The following is a 21,777-nucleotide window of genomic DNA, read 5'->3' as shown; positions in this document are numbered from 1 at the left end:
TGCTCCTTTCAGCTATAATAGTACAGTTAATAGGATAGAGTATTGCTTTAATTGTAATTTCCATTGTCTGATTTGTCCTGATATATCGTAATAATTCGATATCGCTGAATATGGACTTACGACTTACTGTAAATTTGGATGGCCGTAACAAGCTTATCCAGATCTTGGATCGAGTTATGGATGTTGGGAGTTACCCTGACGCCTTTTATACCTGCCCGGTCATAGGCGACTGTGAAGATCTTATGTTCTTCAGAGAGATAGTCCACAGTATGCTTGGCGTTTTTTCCCTTAACGGCAAAGTCGGTGATTGCTCAGGATTGCTCTTCATTGATTGGCGTATTAAATTTGATACCGGGCAAGACAAATAGCAGCACAGGCAACTAGCAGGGAAGATAAATACTAAAAACAGCCCCTTTTCCTACTTGACCTTGTGCACAGATAGCTCCTCCATGACTGCTAACTACCTTTTCACAGATCGAAAGCCCAATACCGGAGCCAGCAAATTCGCTGCTATTTTCAAGCCTGGTAAATAAACCAAACATCTTGTCTGCATACTGCTGGTCAAAACCTATCCCATTATCGGCAACTTCTATCAGGTGATAGTTTTCACAAATTTTGCCGGGATGAACAAATGGGGGCAAATCCGCTTTTAATAGTTTCTTGTATTGGATATTGATTTGCAAGGGCTCACCAGCTTGCCTGAATTTGAGTGAATTGCCGATTAGATTTTGAAATACCTGACATAAATGTGTTTCGTTTGCTTCGATCATCGGCAATGGGTCATAGCTGACGACAGCACCGGTTTCCGAAATAGCCAGTTCCAAATCCTGCAAAACGGTTTGAATGACCCAGTCCATTGAAACCAAGGTTTTCTGTTGCTGTTCTGGAATTTTGGAATGAGCCAACAGATTGTTAACCAATTGCGACATCCTGCCTGCGGCCAATTTTATTTTATATAAATATTCTGCTGCATCCCCTAACTGATCAGCGTGGCGTTTAAAAATCAATTCGCTGAATGCCTGTATTTTTCTTAGTGGTTCCTGCAAATCATGTGAAGCCACAAAAGCGAACTGTTGAAGGCTATGATTTGATTTTTTTAAATTATCGTTGTTTTCGCTGACCTTCCTGTACAGATTACTAAGTGATTTATTTTCGGTAATAAATTGCTTTGTCCGTTTGCTGAGTAAACTTTCAATCCTTGCTTCAAGGCTCTGCTCATCAGTATTTGAAGCTGATCTAAACTTTTTATTTTCAAAAATCCTTACAACCTGCTTTGCCAGGACTTGCAATGCAGATAGCTGCTGCTCGCTAAGTTGTTTGGGCGCATGGTCAATCACGCAAAATGAACCTAAGGTAAATCCGTTGCTATCAACCAATGGCACACCAGCGTAAAAGATGATATGAGGATCACCGGTAACAAGTGGGTTGTTTGCAAACCTTTCATCAACTCTTGCATCGGTTACTACCATAGGTTGCTCTGGATTCAGAATCGCATGTGCACAAAATGAAAATTCCCTGGGTGTCTGAGTTATAGTAAGCCCATGCCTGGATTTGAACAATTGCCGGTTCTGATCGATGAGAGAAACCAGAGAAATTGGCGTGTTACAAATTGCCGATGCCAGCGCGGTCAGCTCGTCATAATCTTGCTCAGCCGCAGCATAAACAATATCATAACTGCGCAAAGCAGCAATTCTTAGTTCTTCGTTTGTAGTAATGTCCCTATTCATAAATAGCTTATTGCCAGTAAGCGATCTACCGGTAGTGTGATTAGAAAAACTGTTTGGATTACATTATAAATATTGAGCCAGTAAGGGTTACAGTTGACCACGAATTCTAGAACCGGACATTTTTTGCCAGCAAAGATTATGCTCGTATTTTTATATCATATCCATAGCGCTGGCTGTTGGTGGGGCGGATATGGCTGGGGCTATCTTGCTGATTTTATTGATTTAAATTTATCATCATTGCTGGCATCGGGTGTTTGGTGATTAGTTCTGATAAACCGCTCTAAATGGTAAGCTCAAAACAAAGTTTGAGCGAGGCAAAAGCCATACTTGTTACACCATCATTGTCTAAAGTCTGCTGAAAATCCACGATAAGTCTGCCAAAATTTAAGATGATCTTAAGAATTCCTTAAGTCAATTTATAGGACTGCGGCCCTTCATTTACATGCTGAATTAGTTACGATCAATTAGCTTTATAGTAATCACCCAATCAGACTTAATGAAAGCCTATGAGAATCCTGATAATAGAAGATGAAAAAGGAATACTGAATTTTCTAAAACAGGGTTTGGAGGAAGAGTCTTATGCTGTGGATACTGCGTCGGATGGTAAAGCGGGCCTGGATATGGCGCTTACCGGTGAGTATGATTTGTTGTTGGTAGACTGGATGTTACCTGGCAAAAGCGGTGTAGAGATCTGTAGGGAATTCCGGAAACATTTTGCTAAAACTCCGGTGATTTTCCTAACCGCACGCGACACCGTTCAGGATACGATCTTTGGATTGCAGTCTGGCGCCAACGATTACATCAAAAAGCCTTTTAGTTTCGACGAACTTTTAGAGCGCATCAAGGTTCAGCTGCGACCGGTTACAGGCGAGCAGGCTGAATTTACGCTTGGCCCCATTCGGATCGACACTTTGTCGCATCAGGTTTTCAAAGAAACAGAAGAGATAAAACTTACACAAAAGGAGTTTGCACTACTGGAATATCTTTTGAGAAACAAAGGGAAGGTTTGCAGGCGCAGCCGGATCATTGAGAGTGTATGGGACATCCATTTCGACTATAGCACAGGTGTGATCGATGTTTATATGAACGCTTTGAGGAAAAAGCTCAAACTTGCAAAGGAAGAAGACTATATTCAGACCATCCGTGGTATAGGTTATATTGCAAAAGAGATCTGAACCTGAAAATATGACTACTTCCTTTAAGAATAAGATTGCCTTCAATTTTACACTAAGTACGGCGATTTTAACTGCGGTTATTTTTTTTGTCATTTATCATATTGTGAGCCTTACGGTTTTTAATGGTTTGGAAAAAGATATCACTTTCCAGGCTGATAAACATTTTTACGAGGTGGGTGTAAAGGGTGGTGTGCCTTACATTGCCGATAAAGAGGAATGGTTTGAAAAAGAACACCGTGAACTCGAAGTAAATCCGGTATTTGTGCAGATAACGGACAGGAACGGAACAGTCATTGAAAAATCGCCGAACCTGAAGCAGGATTATTTGAGTACAGATCTGACTAAGAAAGACAAGGTATTTTTTCAAACCAGATTGAAAGGACTGGCCATTGCGCAGATTCAGGTTGCCTTAAAAGAAAAGGATAAATTAGCTGGTTATCTGATCGTTGCGATTCCGATAACCGGGTCTGAAAAAGTACTTGAAAATCTCAAAAGTGTATTACTGATTGCTTTCCCTATTGTGCTGCTCGTTCTATTTCTTGTGACACGCCTGATCGCCGGGAAAAGTATTCAACCGGTTCTCAGTGTAATTGATACAGCGCGTAAAATAACCAATGAAAATCTTACGGCGCGTGTTCCGCTTCCGGCGGGGAAAGATGAGTTAAACAAGCTGGTTGTTACGATTAATGATCTGATGGATCGGATAGAAAGTGCCGTGGAGCGTGAAAAACAATTTACTTCCGATGCTTCCCATGAGCTGAGAACACCCCTGGCGGTAATCAAAGGTACGCTTGAAGTTTTGATCCGGAAGCCAAGAACCGCTGGAGAATACATTGACAAAGTCGCTTTGTCGATCAAAGAAATTGACAGGATCAGTTATCTGGTTGATCAATTGTTGCTTCTGGCAAGATTTGAAAGTCAGAAAAAGGCGATGGATCATCAACGTGTGGATCTTTCTGAACTCACAGGTTCCATTCTGCAACGGCAGCAGCAACAAATTTCGGAAAAGGATTTGTCAGTAGAACTGATAACCGATGATCACACTGACGTTTATGCTGATCCGTACATGCTTGATATCATCATTGAGAACCTGATTTCCAATGCCGTTAAATATTCGATCATCAAGGAAGGTATTAAAATTGTCATCAGTCAGACCGGTCAAAACGTGTTGTACTCTGTGATCGACAGCGGAATTGGTATTGCTGCGGATGAAATAGATAAAATACAGGAACCCTTTTACCGCGCCAGCCCCTTAAAGCATCCCCAGATTAAAGGCAATGGGCTCGGACTTTCGATTGTAAAAAGGATGTGTCAGCTCATGCAGATCCAGTTTAAGATCAAAAGTGCGATCGGTCACGGTACCACCGCCGAACTTCTTTTTTAGCATTTATAGGTTGACCAAAAGGCTTTTGCCGCTTTTTAGGCACATCTGTGATGTATACAACTTATGGAATGTTGTGTGTAAACTTTATCATGTGCTATTCAGGACATTTGTTAAGATTTAGAGGTGCATGTTATACTGTTCAGCCATTGCCGAATCTCTTCCAATGATTAAAATCTTAAGCTAACCTTAAGAATATCTTGAGGAAACGCTAAGGTAGCTCCACATACATTTGAGATATCATTCATACGACAATAACCCAATTACAATCATGGACCATAACACCAAAGCCGACAATATAAACCGTCATGAATTTTTGAGAAAGCTGGGTTTTGCCGGATCCGCCCTGGCCGCTGTTTATTTTGGCGCAAACCTGCAATCCTGCACGAATGAACGTGTGAGCCCGGCACCCACAAACCTGACGCTGGATTTAACCGCTTCCGAAAACGCGGCGTTGAAGAATAATGGAGGTTATGTAGTCAAAGACGGTGTCGTGATAGCGAAAAGTAATACCGCCGAATATATTGCTGCCACGCTTACATGCAGCCACGAAGGCAAAAACCAAATCATGTACCAGTCAGATCATTTTTACTGCCCTGCGCATGGAGCCAAATACGACAACACCGGTAAAGGGCTCAACAGTGAAGGGAAAAAAGGCATCCGGGTTTATACAACCAGTCTGGCCAGCAACATTTTGACCATTACCGCTTAAGATAATATGAGAATGAAAAAATGTATAGCCGTTGCGATGCTGCTCATGGGCTCATCTGCATTTGCACAGGACGATTTATTAAAACAATTGGATCAGGTTCAGGATTCGGCGACCGTCTACAGTGCGGCAACTTTCAAAGGAACCCGGATTATCAATGGGCATTCCGTGGAAACGGTCGGAAAAAACAACATGGACTTTATTATCTCTCACCGGTTTGGTGCAGTTAATTCTGGCGCGAATAATTTTTTCGGACTGGACGAATCCCAAATCAGGCTGGCATTGGAATACGGGCTTACGGACCGGCTGATGATCGGCATCGGCAGAAGCAGCTACCAGAAAACCATTGATGTATTTGCCAAGTACCGCCTTTTAAAACAGTCGTCGGGATTTAGAAATATACCGGTATCCGTTACGCTTTTTGCCAGCGATGCCAATAATTCAAGCACTTCATCAACAGACCTTCCTTTTTATACGATTGCCCAGCGACAAACTTATACGTTTCAAGCGCTGATCGCCCGCAAGTTCAGTGAGAAATTTTCACTTCAACTAACACCGACTATTGTGCACCGGAACCTGGCAGAAAATCAGATCGATGCCAATAATCTCTATGCATTGGGCATGGGCGGACGTTACAAACTGACCAAGCGGACTTCTTTCAACGTCGAATATTGGTATACGCCAAAAACATTCGCCGGCGCCATTCAGAGAGATCCCAGATTTACAAATACCCTTTCACTTGGTTTTGATATCGAAACTGGTGGCCACGTATTCCAGCTGCACCTGACAAATTCAAGAGGAATGATTGAGAAACAGTTCATTGGACAGACTACCGGAAAATGGAACAGCGGCGATATTTTCTATGGCTTTAACGTAGCACGTACATTCAGTTTTGATAAAAGTAAAAAACGTAAATCCAGTGGATACTAAAACATTTAGACTGATGCTGATTGTCATGGTCAGCCAGCTCATAGCCGTAACCTGTTATGGTCAATTATATATGACCAAGACAGGTGAGATGAGTTTTTTCTCAGAAACACCGCTGGAAAATATTGCAGCAGTTAATAAGCAGGTGCTGGTTATTCTGAACACAGCCAACGGGGAAATTGCCATTAAAATGCAGCAGCGTGGGTTTCATTTTCCAAATAAACTCATGGAAGAACACTTCAATGAAAACTACATGGAAACCGAGAAATATCCGGCGGCGGTTTTTACGGGAAAAATTAAAGAGCCAATAGATTACAGTAAAGATGGAAGTTATCCAGTAAGTGTAGACGGGATTATGGACATGCACGGTGTGAAACAGAACCGGACACTGAAAGGCCAGCTTGCCGTATCAGGTGGGCAAATCACGATTACCTGCGCCTTCGATGTCAAACTTACAGACCACAAAATCGAAGTCCCTACGCTGGTGGTGGCTAAAATTGCGGAGTCTATTGCTGTTAAAAACAAGTTTGTGCTGACCCCTAAAAAAACGGCCTGATGAACTGAAAAGAGTTGTTTAAGGAATAATCTCATCATTAGATCAACCAAAAGTTCTTCATTGAAAAAGCAGATTTCCATATTGTTGCTTGCTATTTACCTCTTTTCGAACTTTCATTTGATCGAACTGGTAAAAATACCTATGCTCATTGAGCATTACGGCCAGCATCAGAAATGGAATCAAAAATCTACTTTTATCGACTTTATTGTGCTACACTACCAGCAGGCAATATCCGGACATTCCGACTACGATCTGGACAAAAAACTACCTTTCCTTTCCGGCCAGGACCATCTCGCGATCTGGGTAACACCTATTTTTTCAAATCCAACATTTCTATTTCAGCCAGCTTTATTCTGTTATTTCTTGAAACGGGACAGCTTCCATCTCAATGACCGGATCAATTCATCTTATCTGTCCGGGATATGGCAGCCTCCCAAGTATTGCTGATTTTTTAAAGGAACGCAGGTGATTGTCCTTAAAATGACTGCGTATCCATTTTAATTTTTCTCAAATCAACAATACAATCATGTTAAATAAAATTATTGGCTTCGCTGTCAGCAACAAGCTCATCATCGGCCTGCTCGTCGTAGCTCTGATCGGCTACGGAAGCTATGAGTTGACCCGGCTTCCGATTGATGCCGTGCCCGATATCACCAACAACCAGGTCCAGGTCATTACCGTCGCACCATCCTTCGGAGCAACGGATATCGAGAGATTAGTCACTTTCCCCATCGAACAGGCCAACAGCAATATCTCCGGACTAAAAGAAATTCGCAGTTTTTCCCGGTTCGGTTTGTCACTGGTCACCATCGTTTTTGATGATGCCACCGATATTTACTGGGCACGGCAGCAGGTTTCCGAAAGGCTTTTAAAAGTTCAGGCCATTATCCCTCCCGGAATCGGCACACCCGAGCTGGGGCCGATCAGTACCGGTCTTGGTGAAATTTACCAGTATGTCGTTCGCCCGAAAGAAGGTTACGAACACCGGTACAACGAAACGGATCTGCGCACGATCCAGGACTGGATTGTGCGCCGTCAATTGCTGGGCGTGAAAGGCGTTGCGGAAGTAAGCAGTTTCGGAGGAAAATTAAAGCAGTTTTCCATTGAAATTGACCCACAAAAGCTTCTTTCTTATAATATTACGATCAACGATGTTTTTAAGGCATTAGAAAATAATAACCAGAATACCGGAGGCGCATACATCGAAAAAGGGCCTACTGTGCTTTACATCCGCAGCGAAGGATTGGTAGAAAATCTGGATGACATCAATAATATCGCTGTTAAATCATTGGCCGATGGTCAGCCATTGTTTATCCGGGATGTGGCCCAGGTAAAGACCAGCTTTGCAACCCGCTATGGCGCCATGACCTACAACGACAAAGGCGAGGTTTCCGGTGCGGTCGTGATGATGCTCAAAGGAGCCAACAGCAGTGAGGTTATTAAAAATGTAAAGCAGCGTGTAGCCCAGATCCAGAAAACATTGCCCGAAGGCGTGGTGATAGAGCCTTTTCTTGACCGGACTAAAATGGTCAATAATGCCATTGGAACCGTTGAAAAAAATCTTTTGGAAGGTGCGCTGATCGTCGTTTTTGTACTCGTGCTGTTTCTTGGAAATTTCCGTGCTGGTCTGCTGGTCGCTTCAGTGATCCCGCTTGCTATGCTTTTTGCGGTGATTATGATGAATACTTTTGGTGTGAGCGGTAACCTGATGAGCCTTGGAGCATTGGATTTCGGACTGATTGTAGATGGTGCGGTCATCATCGTAGAAGCGGTGATGCACCAGATTACACATAACAAAAAATTTGCAGGTCTGGCGCGGATTACTCAGCAGCAGATGGACCAGGAAGTGAATGAGTCCGCAGATAGGATGATGAATAGTGCCGTTTTCGGCCAGGTCATTATCCTGATCGTTTACCTGCCCATCTTTACTTTACAGGGAATTGAAGGGAAAATGTTCAAGCCTATGGCACAGACGGTTGCCTTTGCACTTTTAGGCGCGTTCATTTTATCACTCACTTACATTCCAATGATGAGTGCTGTGTTTCTGAGCAAAAAAATAAAAACGGAGCCCGGTTTTTCTGACCGGATCATGGACACGCTGGCGAAGAAATATCGCTATGCACTTGAACGGGTAATTGGTCATCCTAAAATGATCCTGATGTCGGTGCTGATCCTTTTTGGATCTGCGGTTTACCTGCTGACTACGCTTGGCGGAGAATTTATTCCCGCACTGGAAGAAGGCGATTTTGCAGTGGATACCCGCGTACTCACCGGAAGCAGCCTGACTACGACGATTGAGAATACTACGAAAGCTGCACACATTTTGAAAACGCAGTTCCCGGAGGTATTAAAAGTGGTTACCAAAATAGGAAGCGGGGAAGTCCCGACCGATCCGATGCCGATGGAAGCCAGCGATATGATGGTGATTTTGAAAAACAAAAGTGAATGGACATCCGCTAAAACGTTTTCTGAGCTTTCCGAAAAAATGGGAGAGGCGCTCAAAGAAGTCCCGGGCATTACAGCCGGGTTTCAGTTTCCTGTCCAGATGCGTTTTAATGAGCTGATGACAGGCGCACGTCAGGATGTGGTTTGCAAAATATTCGGTGAAGACCTGGATACGCTTGCACTGTATGCAAAAAAGCTTGGGACCATGGTCAACCAGGTTGAAGGCACGAAAAATTTGTATGTGGAGGCCGTTTCCGGTATGCCGCAGATTACGATACGTTACAACCGTAGTGCTTTGGCGCAGTACGGCCTGGACATTTCAGCCATCAATAAAACGGTCAATACTGCATTGGCCGGTCAGAGCACCGGGATGGTTTTTGAAGGCGAAAAACGGTTTGAGCTGGTGGTGAGGCTTAGTGGAGAGCGTAAGAAAAATCTGGAAGATATCCGTAACCTGCTGGTAGCCGCGCCCAACGGAACGCAGATTCCACTCTACCAGCTGGCAGAAGTTAAAATCCAGGATGGGCCAAATCAGATCCAGCGGGAGGATGCAAAAAGAAGGATTGTGGTCGGTTTCAATATTGCCGGAAGGGACGTGCAGACCATTGTCAACGAATTGCAAATAAAAGTCAACCAAAACCTAAAACTTCCAACTGGTTACTACATTACCTACGGTGGTTCTTTTGAAAACCTGAATGCTGCCAAACAGCGGCTGATGATCGCCGTACCGGTATCACTGTTGCTGATTTTTGTTCTGTTGTTTTTTGCTTTTAACTCCGTGAAAGACGGATTGTTGATTTATTCAGCCATACCCTTATCTGCTATTGGCGGGATATTTTTTCTAGCCCTTCGCGGTATGCCATTCAGTATCAGTGCCGGAATTGGTTTTATAGCGCTCTTTGGTGTCGCGGTTTTAAACGGGATCGTGCTCGTTGCAGAATTCAACCGGATCAGAAAAGAAGAGCAAAAGGACATTAAACAAGCTGTTGTGGAAGGTACACAACACCGGCTTCGTCCGGTACTGATGACTGCTTTTGTGGCGTCGCTTGGTTTTTTTCCAATGGCTATCAGTAATGGTGCAGGGGCGGAAGTGCAACGTCCATTGGCAACAGTCGTGATCGGTGGTCTTTTAGTAGCAACTTTTCTGACACTTTTTGTACTTCCGGTGCTTTATCTGTTTTTTGAAAATGGGTTTAAGTTTAAACTGAATGGTAAAACCAAATTAGTATCGCTGCTGATTCAAGTGATGTTGCTGCTCAATCATGCAAATGGTTTTTCTCAGAACAAAATTGACCTGAAAACGGCTCAGGAGCTTGCTCTGGCCAACAACCAGAATTTGAAAACCGAAAAGCTTAGAGCCCAGTACCAGAAAGCGCTTATAAAAACAGCCGTGGTATTACCTCAAACGGGAGTTCAGGTGGAGGCAGGGCAGATCAACAGTTTTTATACAGACACGCGCTTTAACATTACACAATCACTAAGTCTGCCGGTTGTTTATGCCAGGCAAAAAACGCTTTTGCAAAGCGAATTATCGGCCAGTGTTCTCAATGTGGCGGTAAGGGAAAATGAACTGCGAAGAAATGTCGCGCATGTCTTTTATATGGTTTTGTACCAAAAGAGAAAAGAAGAATTGCTCATTTCTCTGGACAGTCTTTACTCTGGTTTTTATCAGAGGGCAAAGGAGCGATTTGAAAAGGGGGAAAGTGATATTCTTGAAAAAACGACAGTGGAAACTCAGCTGGCCGATATCAGAATGCAGCGGCAGCAGCTCGAATCCGATTTAAATTTATCAAGGCTGCAATTTCAACTATTGCTCAATGCGCCGGATAATCCCGAGCCGGAATTGCGTGACAATCTGTACAATCCGGTTGCAGTTCCGGATTCAATCAATATCGAAAACCATCCTCAGATGCGGTTTCTTTCGCAGCAGCAGCAGATTGCAACGGCCACTATTGATGTTGAAAAGGCCAAACTTTTGCCGCAGATTAATGTGGGCTACAACAACATGAGTATGCGAGGCACCGGCGCGGATGAGAAGACCTACAGCGGTTCTCAGCGGTTCCAATCTGGGCAGATCGGGGTCGGTATTCCCATTTTTGCAGGAGCTCAGAAAGCCAGGATCAATTCGGCGCGGATCAACCAGGATATCAGCCGGCAAAGTTATCAGGCAGGTGCGCAAATGCTCAGATCGCAGTATTTGTCTGCCTTGACAGAATACCGGAAATTCCTGACCGCCGTGCAGTATTACGAAACGAGTAGCCTGAAAAATGCTGCTTTGATCACCACAACGGCTAATCAACAGCTAGCGGGCGGAAGCATCAATTACCTGCAATGGGTACAGCTGATAGGCCATGCGACTTCCATCCGGAGCCTATATCTGGATGCGGTGATGAATCTGAACAGCAAAGCCATTGATCTAAATTATTACCTTCAAAATTAACATCGCCATGATGAAATATCTGATATATAGCTTACTGATTTTACTTTTTTTATCCTGTTCCAAAAAGGCTGAAAATGGTACCGTAAAGACTGAAAAAAGTACTGATCCCAATGTTGCTTCACTCAATGAAAAGCAAATTAAAAATGCGGGTATTAAAACGGCATTGCCAGAGAAAAAGCAGGTTTCATCGGTTTTAAAACTAAATGGAAAGATTGACGTTCCGCCTCAAAACATAGTATCCATCAGCGTACCACTGGGAGGATATCTCAAAACGACCAGACTTTTACCGGGAACGCGCGTAAAAAAAGGCGAAATTCTGGCAGTGATGGAAGACCAGCAGTACATTCAGTTACAGCAGGATTACCTGACTGGCAAAGCAAGGGTCGTTTTTCTGGAAAGTGATTATTTACGCCAGAAAGATCTGAACAAAAGCAAATCAAGCAGCGATAAGACCTTTCAGCAGGCTGAGTCCGATTACCAGAGCCAGCAGGTGATGATGAAAGCGTTGTACGAAAAGCTCAAGCTGGCCGGCATCAATCCTGACCACTTAACAAAGGATAACATTACCCGAAGTATCAGCATTCATTCGCCCATCAGCGGTTTTGTGTCCAAGGTGAATGTCAATATCGGCCGGTACGTTTCGGCTACGGAAGTACTTTTTGAACTGATAAACCCGACCGACATCCATCTGGCCCTTAAAGTTTTTGAAAAGGATCTGGATAAAGTAAAAATTGGCCAGCAGATATTGGCTTACACCAACAACGTGCCCGAAAAAAAATACCAATGTGAAATTATCCTGATCAGCAAGGATTTGTCACCGGAAAGGACCGCCGAGGTTCATTCACACTTTGAAAGTTATGAGCCCGAACTTTTACCCGGCATGTTTATGAATGCGGACATCCAGCTCAACAGCCGCTCCGTGCTCGTGCTGCCCGACGATGCCATTGTTACATACGAAGACAAACAGTACATTTTTATACCAAAAGGGAAAAGCACTTTTGAAATGAAACAGGTCCAGACCGGAACTTCGGAGAACGGTTTTACGGAAATTATTTCCAAGCAAAAACTTGACAACCAGCTTTGTGTAGTAAATGGAGCGTATTCTCTTCTGATGTCTTTAAAGAATAAATCGGAAGAGTAGTATTGATTATTAAAGGACAATTCACTTTGCGCATCAATTTTAAACTGTAAACAAACCATGGTCAGTCTTAAAAACATACAAACCGAAATTGACGCAGGCTTTCTGTACGGGATTCTTGCTAAAAACGAGGAAGACGAAAATGTGGCTAGCGTTTTCAGGCAAATGAGTGAAATAGAGCACGGGCATGCACTTGCATTTATGGCTAAGAATGAGCTGCATTTGTCACAATTACCAGGCCCGTCTGCCAGAGCAAAAATCCTGAATACGATCGGTAAGGTTTTTGGCTACGATTACATATTGGGTGTACTTCTGGATACGGAAAAGAGCATTTCGTCTTCCGTATCCAATGCCAGAAATAAGAACAGATCTGCCAGTTCAATCTCAGACACCGCCCATGTTGCGATTTTGAAGAACATACTGGACAACAACCCGAAAATCGCCGGGTCGACCCTTACCAGGTTTGAGAAACGGCACAGATCAGTGGGAGGGAATGCTTTACGGGCTGCCGTACTAGGCGGAAATGACGGACTTGTTTCCAATTTCAGTCTGGTGATGGGGATTGCGGGTGCTGCCATAGGGCAAAAGGAAATATTGCTTACCGGACTCGCAGGTCTGCTGGCGGGTGCTTTATCGATGGCTCTGGGCGAGTGGATTTCTGTTAAAAGTTCTCAGGAGCTCAGTGAGAATCAGATGCAGCTGGAAATGGACGAACTGGAAACCAACCCAGCCGGTGAAGAACAGGAAATTGCACTCATTTATCAGGCGAAAGGCATACCGCAGCAACAAGCTCTGAAAATGGCTCGAGACATCATGTCCAGTAAGGACGATACAATGGCAATTCTGGTCAAAGAAGAACTTGGTATTAATGTGGAAGACCTGAAAGGTTCTGCCATGGAAGCCGCTGTGACTTCCTTTCTTTTATTTTCGGTCGGCGCAATTATTCCTGTATCCCCCTACTTTTTTCTAAGCGGTACTCAGGCGATTTTGACAAGCACTGTTTTCAGCGCAATCGGATTGTTTCTGATCGGTGCAGCCATCACCTTATTTACCGGAAAAAGTGTGTGGTATTCTGGTTTCAGGCAAGTTCTTTTCGGGCTTGCTGCTGCTGCCGTCACTTTTGGAATTGGAAGACTAATTGGTGTTTCCGTAGCAGGTTAAATCGAATTCAGTTTATTCACCATAATCATCTCTGTTATGTTCAAAAAAATTGCAATGGGTTTGCTTGCCATTCTGGTAATCATACAATTCTTCCGGCCTGAGAAAAATCTTTCCGATGATCAAACGCACAACATTGCGCTGAAATACCCGGTTTCCGGTGAAGTGAAGGAAATTTTGAGGGTGGCCTGCGATGATTGCCATAGTAACAAAACAGCCTATCCCTGGTATGTTAATGTTCAGCCCGTGGCCTGGTTTCTTGATAATCACGTTCAGGAGGGAAAAAGAGAATTGAACTTCTCCACGTTCACCAAACTTCCGGTTGCCGTCCAGAACCATAAATTCGATGAGATCATTGAAATGGTGGATGAAAAAGAAATGCCGCTGAAATCGTACACCTACCTGGGTTTGCATCAAGAGGCAAATCTGACCGATCAACAACGCCAACTTCTCATCAACTGGGTAAAGCAGCAAATGACGATGCTGAAAAATGAGTATCCAGCCGATAGTTTGAAAATGAAAAAAAGAACGCCGAAGGCTGAAAGCTGAGCGCAACAGATGTGATGGTTACCGCCAGAATTGGGATTAGAATAGCTATTCAAAAATCAAATTGTTGCTTTCCATATCATGAAAAAGGTCCCTGCTACGCTTCTTGTTGTGGTGGTACTGCATTTTTCAGCATTTTCGCAAAACGCAGATTCTACCCGCAAGGAGCTGCGTTTTTCCTTTCCGCAGCTTTATGCACCTTTTGCACTTATACTGGCGGGTTTCATCTCTAATGGCCATTCGCGGGAGTCGATCAAAAATGAAATAGCCGAAGAGCGTAAAGAACACATTCCCAGGTTTAAAACAAAGCTGGATGATTATCTTCAGTTCTCTCCTTTGGCAGTTGCTTATGGACTGGATGCGGCGGGGGTTAAATCCAACACGGATTTTGTCAACCGTTCGGTAATTCTTGTGAAGGGCGAGATCCTGGCCATTTCAACGGTTATGGTTTTGAAAAAGGCATTCCATATCCAGCGGCCAGATGGGAGTTCTTATAACTCTTTTCCCTCAGGGCACACCACACAGGCCTTTGCGGCGGCTACATTCCTGAGTGAAGAATATAAAGGTACCTATCGGTGGATGCCTTATGCTTCTTATACTGTTGCTTCCTCGGTAGGGATTCTCAGGGTCGCCAACAACCGACATTACATTAGTGACGTTTTGGTCGGCGCTGGAGTTGGGTTCTTGTCTATAAAAGTTGCCTACTGGACCCACCAGTATAAATGGGGGAAAAGACTTAATCGCAAGAATTCAAAATAATCTACAATATTTTATACCTGTCATGTCAATACGATTTAAGTACCAAAACATTATCGATTGTGACAAAAGGTTCTAGCCAGAATGAAAATTAGCAGCGGTGACTAGTTAGCGGTTATCAGAATTTAGTCGCTTGATCGAAGCGGATAAAAACACCGAGTGAAAATATCCATCTTAATAGACTTGATCTATACCTGTTAGCTTTTTTTTAAACGGTGGTGGCCGTTGCACAACTCAATGAAAAACAGCCTAAATCCTTTCCAAAACTCTTTGGATTTTTGTAACTTCAGGAATGCAAGGAAGAAAAAATTACTCCGAAAAGCTGTTTATGAGCTTCCAGTTATCCGAGCGGATCCCGAAGGATAATTTTTATAGGAGGCTCAGAGAGGCTCTGGATCTACAATCCATTTACAGCGATACCCGAGACCTGTATGGTCGCACCGGAAACCCATCCATAGACCCGGTCGTATTCTTCAAGCTTATGCTTGTCGGTTACCTGGAAAATATAACGTCTGACCGTAAATTGGTAGATCACTGCTCGATGCGCATGGACATTCTTTACTTTTTGGGCTATGATATTGATGAGCAATTACCCTGGCATTCGACCATCAGTCGGACCAGACAATTATATCCAGCTACCGTTTTTGAGGCTCTGTTCAATAAGATATTTGCTTTATGTGTTGATAAGGGCATGGTCAGTGGACATACCCAGGCCATGGATTCGGCTCCCATTAAGGCGAATGCTTCAATGGAAAGCCTTGAACTGAAAAGACCTTTTCAGTCTATTGAAAGGCACATTGAAGCCGTAGACACCGAAAACCAAAATCAAACAAGCACTGCTGTAACTTCCACGGTGGGGTTGATCACTGCTCCGCAGCATCATTTGAAGCGTGTTAAACATATTCATGATAAACTGCGTAAAAATCCGGTCGGAGCCAGCGGCGCTTCTCATGAAAAAGCCCAGTTATTCAGTAATAAAACGCATTATAATCCGCATGATCCCGATGCTCGTATTTCGGTAAAGCCTGGCAAGGCACGAAAACTTAACTATCACTGCAGTATGGCAGTAGATACAGGTCAGGGTATAATCAGCCATATACAGGCCGACTTTGCAGATGGAAGAGACAGTCAGTATCTGCCAGCAATGACTCTACAAGTTCAAAGCCGACTGAAAGCAAATGAGCTTCGCATGACAGAGCTCCTAGCAGATGCAGGATACTCAAATGGTTTTAATTACGAGTTCCTGGAACGAAGAAATGTCACACCATGGATCCCTGTTTTTGGAAAGTATAAACCAGAAAGAGAATGGGTTACCTATGACAGGAAAGAAGATGTTTTTACGTGTACCATGGGGAAGACAATTCCTTTTAAAGGCTTCGATCTAACATCTGACGGGAAGCTTATCAAAAACTACCGGGCTTCAAAAAAGGATTGCATTCCCTGTGTTTTAAAAGAATCCTGCACACCTAAGTCACTATTTAAAAGAATATTTACGACAGCTTATGAAGATTATTACCACCGAGCCTATGAAAGACAATTAAGCAGGCGAGGGAAACGGATGAAACAAGTCCGACAAAGTACGGTAGAGCCCGTCTTTGGAAGCCTGGTCCATTATTACGGATTAAGTAAAATCAATGTTCTAGGAAAAGCCGCAGCACATAAGGTGATGCTAATGGCAGCGACCTGCTTCAATCTCAAAAAGTACCTTAAAACATTCAAAAGGAAATTTACAAATAGTGCAGCAATGGAGACCATGGCTCACTTAACCGGCGCATTTTTGAAGCCTCGATTGCTTTTACTTTGAAATTTTGAGAATCTCACAAGTCAGATCTTAAACTTCCTCAGATTCAATTTGTCAGGATAGTTCCGCAACGGCCACGGTGGTTTTTTTGAAATTCTTGAAAAAGTGAGATTTTAGTAAATAGGTAGGAATGGGAGCTGGTGTAGGGCTTTTTGGTACAGCGATCAAGAATGGTCCCCACCTTAAAATGTAATTCTGCTGAACACCCTTCTATTTCAGCAACTTAAAATCGCGAATAATGGATTTGTTTGCTCCGTCTACAACGATGACGTGTATTTCTGATCGAAAATCTAATTCTCTACTGACAGGAACCCACATCAGGATTAAACTATTATAATAGCTTTTTGAATCTCACTAAACTCGATCTATTGCATTAGGCGGCATCAGTCCTGCACTCACCAAAAACTGAGCGCGCTGAAATTAAGGCGGATCTATTTGACTTTGTTACCCGGTTCACATTGGCCAACATTTGGTTTGACGACCTGTCATATAGAAGGTTAGTTCAGATTTTTCAGATTATCATTTGCATCTCGATCTATCAAGTTTGCAAATGGGTCTATACCAACATATGCCGGTTTACCCGTTACATTGATGGTTAATGTATTATTTCCAGCAGTCAACTTGTATTTCTTTAAGTATAAAGGATTCGTCTGCTGACGCCCCTTTTTATCGGTGCTGTTAGGAGCAAAAACACCCAAGTCTATATAATCATCAATGGTTTTGACAGGTATTTCTATGCCGTTTTCATTCAGCATAGTTTTGCCTAGGTTAACCGTAAACGTAACCTGATACCGGCCTTTTCCAATCGGAATTGCTGTTGCCTTAATCACTTTGTTGTCATACCTTGTTACTTTCAACCAGTTATCCTCTAAATAATACTTTAAGGAGTCGGGTGCATACTTTCGGAGATGGCGGTATAGATCATTATTACCAGCGTAAGTCGGTTTGTTTTTAAAGGCATAGGTATTTTTGAAATCGCGTAACGCTGCGTTTAATTTATCCTCTCCGATGAGGTTTTTTAATCCGAATAGAACCACGCCTGCTTTTCCATTTTGTTCGGGAAGGTTCATAGTTTGCAGCGGATGCTCCTGTTCGTTTAGCCGCGATCGCTTGTAGTTGTAATCACGTAATTGGTCCAAAATAATATTCCGCATATTATTCTTGCGGTATTTCTTTTCGAGCAGGTCCAGCGCACAGTAGGTCGCTAATCCCTCTGGAATAATCATTGAACCAACAGTATTATTAGGGGCAACCTGAAAGCGCCACCACTGCTGTGCCAGGGTGCGAATGGTATAGAAATAAATATAATCAAACTGATTGAGGCTACTAAAATGAGCGTTCCAGGCAAAATCTTCCGAATAGGCGTTGAGCGTTGCCGCTGAAATTATTTTTTTCTGATAAACACTGTTTTCTGCCAGACGTATATCATCAAAAGGATAGTATCCATAAGCCTTGCTGAAATAATGCAGACCGTCTTTATAGCCAGCCATAAAGCGTCTGATATTGGCAGCATGCTGCGGATTGTAATAAATAGAAATGTTAACAGGGTGATCCAATTGTACAGTATCCTCCGAAATTGCATACCGCGCCGACAGTATATAAAAGGGCATGTAGGTCCCCGGACCTGTCTGGGCATAGTGAAAATAATTTCGCCCATTCTCCGTCCATCGTTTTATTAAGGCGCCAGGCGCGAGTGCAGTCTGGTCGGCGGAAGTACTTACCGTTATGTCTAATTTTAAAAGGTCGATAGTAGGCCCCGATTTTAGTGTTGCCCTGCCTACTCGGTCGTTCTGTGGAATATCGGCTTCCGCTTTTCTTTTGGGTAAATGATATTTCATCCGATCAAAAGGATCGATTAGTTCTTCAGCAGCATTATACCCCAGGGTAGGTAATCCGCCTTGAACGAAGGTTCCGTTATTCAGCAAGTTCTGAGCATAAGTGTCGTTACTGAAGCCTTTGTAGATTTGAGAGGAATGAACTTCCATATGTAGAGAATCACCGGGAAGGAGTGCCGGGATGACATGATACAACCTGTACTCAGACGGTTCATTTCTCGGTCTGAAGAAATTAAACATTCCGCGGGTGTAAATTAATGGGTAAGTAAAAGGAATAGATTGGCCGTTGTTTTTAATATTGAAATTGGTTAGCTCGTCGCCATCTACCAGTAGCTGCGTTATAGGTTGAGTAGTTTGATTGACCATCGTAACCACAGCTTTGGTAAGTGCCTGTTGTTTTTCCGGATATAGGTCAACCCGAAGTTTTATACTTGTCACCTTGGGCAATGGTAGTAAGGCAAAGCGTTTTAAACTGTTTTCAAAAACTACCTTACGGAAAGCTTGCTCGTTTTGAGTGAGGTAACTATTCAGATAACTTACGTTATAATATATAAAACCGCCAACGGCCAGAAAAGCGATCAGAACAATAAAAGTCACACGTCTGGTAATGACATCAAAACGCCGAAAAGCCAACCTAACCCTTTCTTTGAATGTGCTGCTTATCCCTCGATAATAACCCAATGCAGATAAGATTATAAGCAGACAGCCAAATAGCAGCCAGTATGCATCAAACCAGATTATTGGACTCAACATATGACCTAATCCGTCCATATCTGAAAACCGGAACTTAGGTGTATAAGTATAAAGCAGCAAATGATAATCGAGTGTGCCTGATTTATTTAAAAAGAACATGGCAACCCAAATCAACAGCCCGGTGACGTGGCCAACAAACTTTTGATTGACCCATACGTGCACCACATAACAAAGCAGGACGATTCCTATTAAACGCGGGATCAAAATGACAACGACCTGGGTAGCATATATCGCGAAATTAAACTGAAAGAATCCCTGCGCGATTTGAACACAGATCCCCGAAATTATCGGGATCAAGGCCAGAGAAATGCTAAGGATGAGTAGAGAAATTAGTTTCGCTCCATTTAACAACCGGTTTGATGGCGGCAAGGTGTCGTTAATGGTCTCAAATCCGCTACTACGTTCTCGGTGAAGGATTTCGCCGGTGTAAAACAGTATAAAAAGGAAAATGTAAAAAGGAAACGTATCGTTGAAAATCTCAAACAAAATAACCGTTCGTGGAAATTCAGGAACACCAAACGGAGAAACACCCATCCAGAATGATATCAAAAGAAAAAAGAGCCCGCTAGAAAAAATAATCCAGAAATAATTATCGTGGATTAGGTTCAGTAATTCTGTTTTCACCAGGCTGACCAAAGTGCGCCGGCCATAAGGGTTGCCAAAAGTTACCTGAACCTTAGGAACGCTGAAGGTTGTCGTTTTTAATGGCGCATCAGCGATTGTTTTCGCTCCCATTTTTTCGCTAAAAAAACGGGTAAAGCTAAAACGACTGTAAGCAAAAAAAAGAATGGCTACACCTGTGGCTGACCATATCACACGGTTCCAGAAAAACATACCAACGATCGATATCGGCGAAGTGTTTTTCTGAAAGATCGTAGCATCATTGGTTTGTAGCATCACACCGTTGACAGCAAAGGGATCAGCCAGGTTAACCACAGTTGAGTTATGATTATTCATCAAAAAAAAGAAGGATAAAAAATAGCCCAAGAATAAAAACACGCCACCGCTGTAAATAACTTTTACATTTCGAGTCAGGGCAACCAATCCGTAAAACAGCGATGCTATAAAGAACAGATTAGTCAGGGCGATTGAAAAAAAGGGCTGAAGGTAATAGCTTACAAGGTTTAATCCGTATTGTCCGGCATACCGCCAGCCCATTAATGGCCCGAGCAATGTGCCCGCGTACGCGCCTATAATTATAGCACTTGCAATAAAAAGCAGAGTCAAAAATGCGCCAGAATAACGTCCAAAAAAATAACCTGCTTCGCTGATTGGATAAGTAAGGTAATACTGCTTGGTCCGGTATTCAATATCCCGGTAAACAGGCAAGCCCATAACCGATGAACCGATCAGTGCCATCACCATACTCATTGCAGCACACCACAGTGCCAGAACGTAGGGTGCATTGATATGTTCTTTTTCAGCTAATGGCAAAGAGCCAGTAGCAAATGTACCCAGACTGAAAATTAGTATTGACCCAAAATATAAGTATGTGGCTGGCCGCCTGAACTGGGTTTGGAGCTCGAACAAAAATATTTCACCGAACATGCAGCAAAGATTTAGAGATATGGGAGAAATAAACATCTTCAAGGTTTGCGTTAACGGGAACAAATCCGTCCCCTGGCTCGGCTTCTGCGTTTATCCGTATATACAGCTTGCCTGTTTTTAACTGTGTTGAAATAACTGCGTATTTATTTTTGTAATGATCAAGTTCTGTCAGAGCTATGGCCTTGCTAAAGATCACGCCGTGTAACGCTTTGACTGCATCGTCGGGTTCACCCCAGTACCGGACCTCGCCCTGGCTGATAATAGCGAAGTTGGAGCAAAGCGTACTTACATCTTCCACAATATGTGTGGACAGAATAACGATAGTGTTTTCGCCCATTTGGCTAAGCAGATTATAAAAACGATTCCTTTCGGCGGGGTCAAGGCCAGCGGTTGGTTCATCAACAATGATCAGTCTGGGATTACCGATCAAGGCCTGTGCGATGCCAAACCGTTGTTTCATCCCACCCGAAAAAGTGCCGAGCTGTTTTTTTCGCTCAGTATACAAGTTAACTTGTGCAAGCATGGCATCCACCAGTGCTTTCCGTTCGGCTGTATTTCCTACGCCTTTTAATAGAGCAATATGATCCAGTAAACGTTCCGCGGATATTTTGGGGTAAACGCCAAAATCCTGAGGCAGATAGCCCAGCAATTGCCGCACGTCGGTTTTGTTCCTTAATACATCAAGATCATCTAACAAGATACTGCCGCTATCAGCCTCTTGTAAAGTAGCGATGGTGCGCATTAGGGAGGATTTACCTGCGCCGTTGGGTCCTAGTAAACCAAACAACCCGTTATTAAGTTTTAATGACACCTGGTTAAGTGCACGAACACCATTGGAATACGTTTTAGACAAATTGTTGATTACTAATTTCATAGCTTTTA

16 protein-coding genes are annotated in these 21,777 nt (G+C 43.2%); 12 read left to right on the top strand and 4 right to left on the bottom strand.

Features of this window, described 5'->3' with window-relative positions; all coding sequences use genetic code 11:
- Positions 1 to 116 precede the first annotated feature (116 nt).
- Together E0F88_RS33800 and E0F88_RS26465 are read right to left on the bottom strand one after the other, a co-directional pair.
- On the bottom strand, positions 117 to 266 hold the full coding sequence (locus tag E0F88_RS33800) for a hypothetical protein (protein WP_165940158.1): 150 nt from the start codon (positions 264 to 266) through the stop codon (positions 117 to 119).
- Between the two features lie 114 nt (positions 267 to 380).
- Entirely contained in the window at positions 381 to 1,727 is a 1,347-nt protein-coding gene (locus E0F88_RS26465) for a GAF domain-containing sensor histidine kinase (RefSeq protein ID WP_131961305.1), read from the bottom strand.
- 506 nt (positions 1,728 to 2,233) lie between these two features.
- On the opposite strand from E0F88_RS26465, the gene E0F88_RS26460 reads away from it, so the two are divergent.
- From E0F88_RS26460 to E0F88_RS26405, 12 genes are all read left to right on the top strand, one after another.
- A complete protein-coding gene (locus E0F88_RS26460) occupies positions 2,234 to 2,902 on the top strand; it encodes a response regulator transcription factor (RefSeq protein ID WP_131961304.1) in 669 nt (222 codons plus the stop codon).
- 10 nt (positions 2,903 to 2,912) lie between these two features.
- Positions 2,913 to 4,286 (top strand): sensor histidine kinase, encoded by a 1,374-nt coding sequence (locus tag E0F88_RS26455; protein WP_131961303.1) that lies wholly within the window; start codon positions 2,913 to 2,915, stop codon positions 4,284 to 4,286.
- A 268-nt stretch (positions 4,287 to 4,554) separates the two neighbouring features.
- Positions 4,555 to 4,995 carry a Rieske 2Fe-2S domain-containing protein gene (locus E0F88_RS26450; protein WP_131961302.1) on the top strand — a complete coding sequence of 147 codons (441 nt, stop codon included), beginning with the start codon at positions 4,555 to 4,557 and terminating at the stop codon, positions 4,993 to 4,995.
- A gap of 12 nt (positions 4,996 to 5,007) precedes the next feature.
- On the top strand, positions 5,008 to 5,922 hold the full coding sequence (locus tag E0F88_RS26445; protein ID WP_131961301.1) for a DUF5777 family beta-barrel protein: 915 nt from the start codon (positions 5,008 to 5,010) through the stop codon (positions 5,920 to 5,922).
- Positions 5,912 to 6,475, top strand: coding sequence for a YceI family protein (locus tag E0F88_RS26440; RefSeq protein WP_229213922.1), 564 nt, complete (start codon positions 5,912 to 5,914; stop codon positions 6,473 to 6,475). Before E0F88_RS26445 ends, E0F88_RS26440 begins: the two co-directional genes overlap by 11 nt.
- Before the next feature lie 60 nt (positions 6,476 to 6,535).
- Positions 6,536 to 6,922, top strand: coding sequence for a hypothetical protein (locus tag E0F88_RS26435; protein WP_131961300.1), 387 nt, complete (start codon positions 6,536 to 6,538; stop codon positions 6,920 to 6,922).
- A 79-nt stretch (positions 6,923 to 7,001) separates the two neighbouring features.
- Positions 7,002 to 11,360, top strand: a complete 4,359-nt coding sequence (locus tag E0F88_RS26430) for a CusA/CzcA family heavy metal efflux RND transporter (RefSeq protein WP_131961299.1) — start codon at positions 7,002 to 7,004, stop codon at positions 11,358 to 11,360.
- Between the two features lie 7 nt (positions 11,361 to 11,367).
- A complete protein-coding gene (locus E0F88_RS26425) occupies positions 11,368 to 12,501 on the top strand; it encodes an efflux RND transporter periplasmic adaptor subunit (RefSeq protein WP_131961298.1) in 1,134 nt (377 codons plus the stop codon).
- A 57-nt stretch (positions 12,502 to 12,558) separates the two neighbouring features.
- Positions 12,559 to 13,659, top strand: coding sequence for a VIT1/CCC1 transporter family protein (locus tag E0F88_RS26420; protein ID WP_131961297.1), 1,101 nt, complete (start codon positions 12,559 to 12,561; stop codon positions 13,657 to 13,659).
- Between the two features lie 36 nt (positions 13,660 to 13,695).
- Complete coding sequence (locus tag E0F88_RS26415; RefSeq protein WP_131961296.1) at positions 13,696 to 14,205, top strand: heme-binding domain-containing protein; 510 nt, start codon at positions 13,696 to 13,698, stop codon at positions 14,203 to 14,205.
- Positions 14,206 to 14,283: 78 nt separating this feature from the next.
- Positions 14,284 to 14,961, top strand: coding sequence for a phosphatase PAP2 family protein (locus E0F88_RS26410; RefSeq protein WP_131961295.1), 678 nt, complete (start codon positions 14,284 to 14,286; stop codon positions 14,959 to 14,961).
- A 289-nt stretch (positions 14,962 to 15,250) separates the two neighbouring features.
- Entirely contained in the window at positions 15,251 to 16,762 is a 1,512-nt protein-coding gene (locus E0F88_RS26405; RefSeq protein ID WP_131961294.1) for an IS1182 family transposase, read from the top strand.
- Between the two features lie 494 nt (positions 16,763 to 17,256).
- Here the strand turns inward: E0F88_RS26405 and E0F88_RS26400 are convergent, their stop codons facing one another.
- Together E0F88_RS26400 and E0F88_RS26395 are read right to left on the bottom strand one after the other, a co-directional pair.
- Positions 17,257 to 20,895, bottom strand: coding sequence for an ABC transporter permease/M1 family aminopeptidase (locus tag E0F88_RS26400; RefSeq protein WP_131961293.1), 3,639 nt, complete (start codon positions 20,893 to 20,895; stop codon positions 17,257 to 17,259).
- Positions 20,885 to 21,769, bottom strand: a complete 885-nt coding sequence (locus E0F88_RS26395) for an ABC transporter ATP-binding protein (protein WP_131961292.1) — start codon at positions 21,767 to 21,769, stop codon at positions 20,885 to 20,887. The genes E0F88_RS26400 and E0F88_RS26395 overlap by 11 nt, the downstream gene beginning before the upstream one ends.
- Positions 21,770 to 21,777: the final 8 nt, after the last annotated feature.

It is taken from the genome of Dyadobacter psychrotolerans (assembly GCF_004349265.1).
Taxonomy (GTDB): Bacteria; Bacteroidota; Bacteroidia; order Cytophagales; family Spirosomataceae; genus Dyadobacter; species Dyadobacter psychrotolerans.
This window is presented reverse-complemented; position numbering and strand designations above follow the sequence as displayed.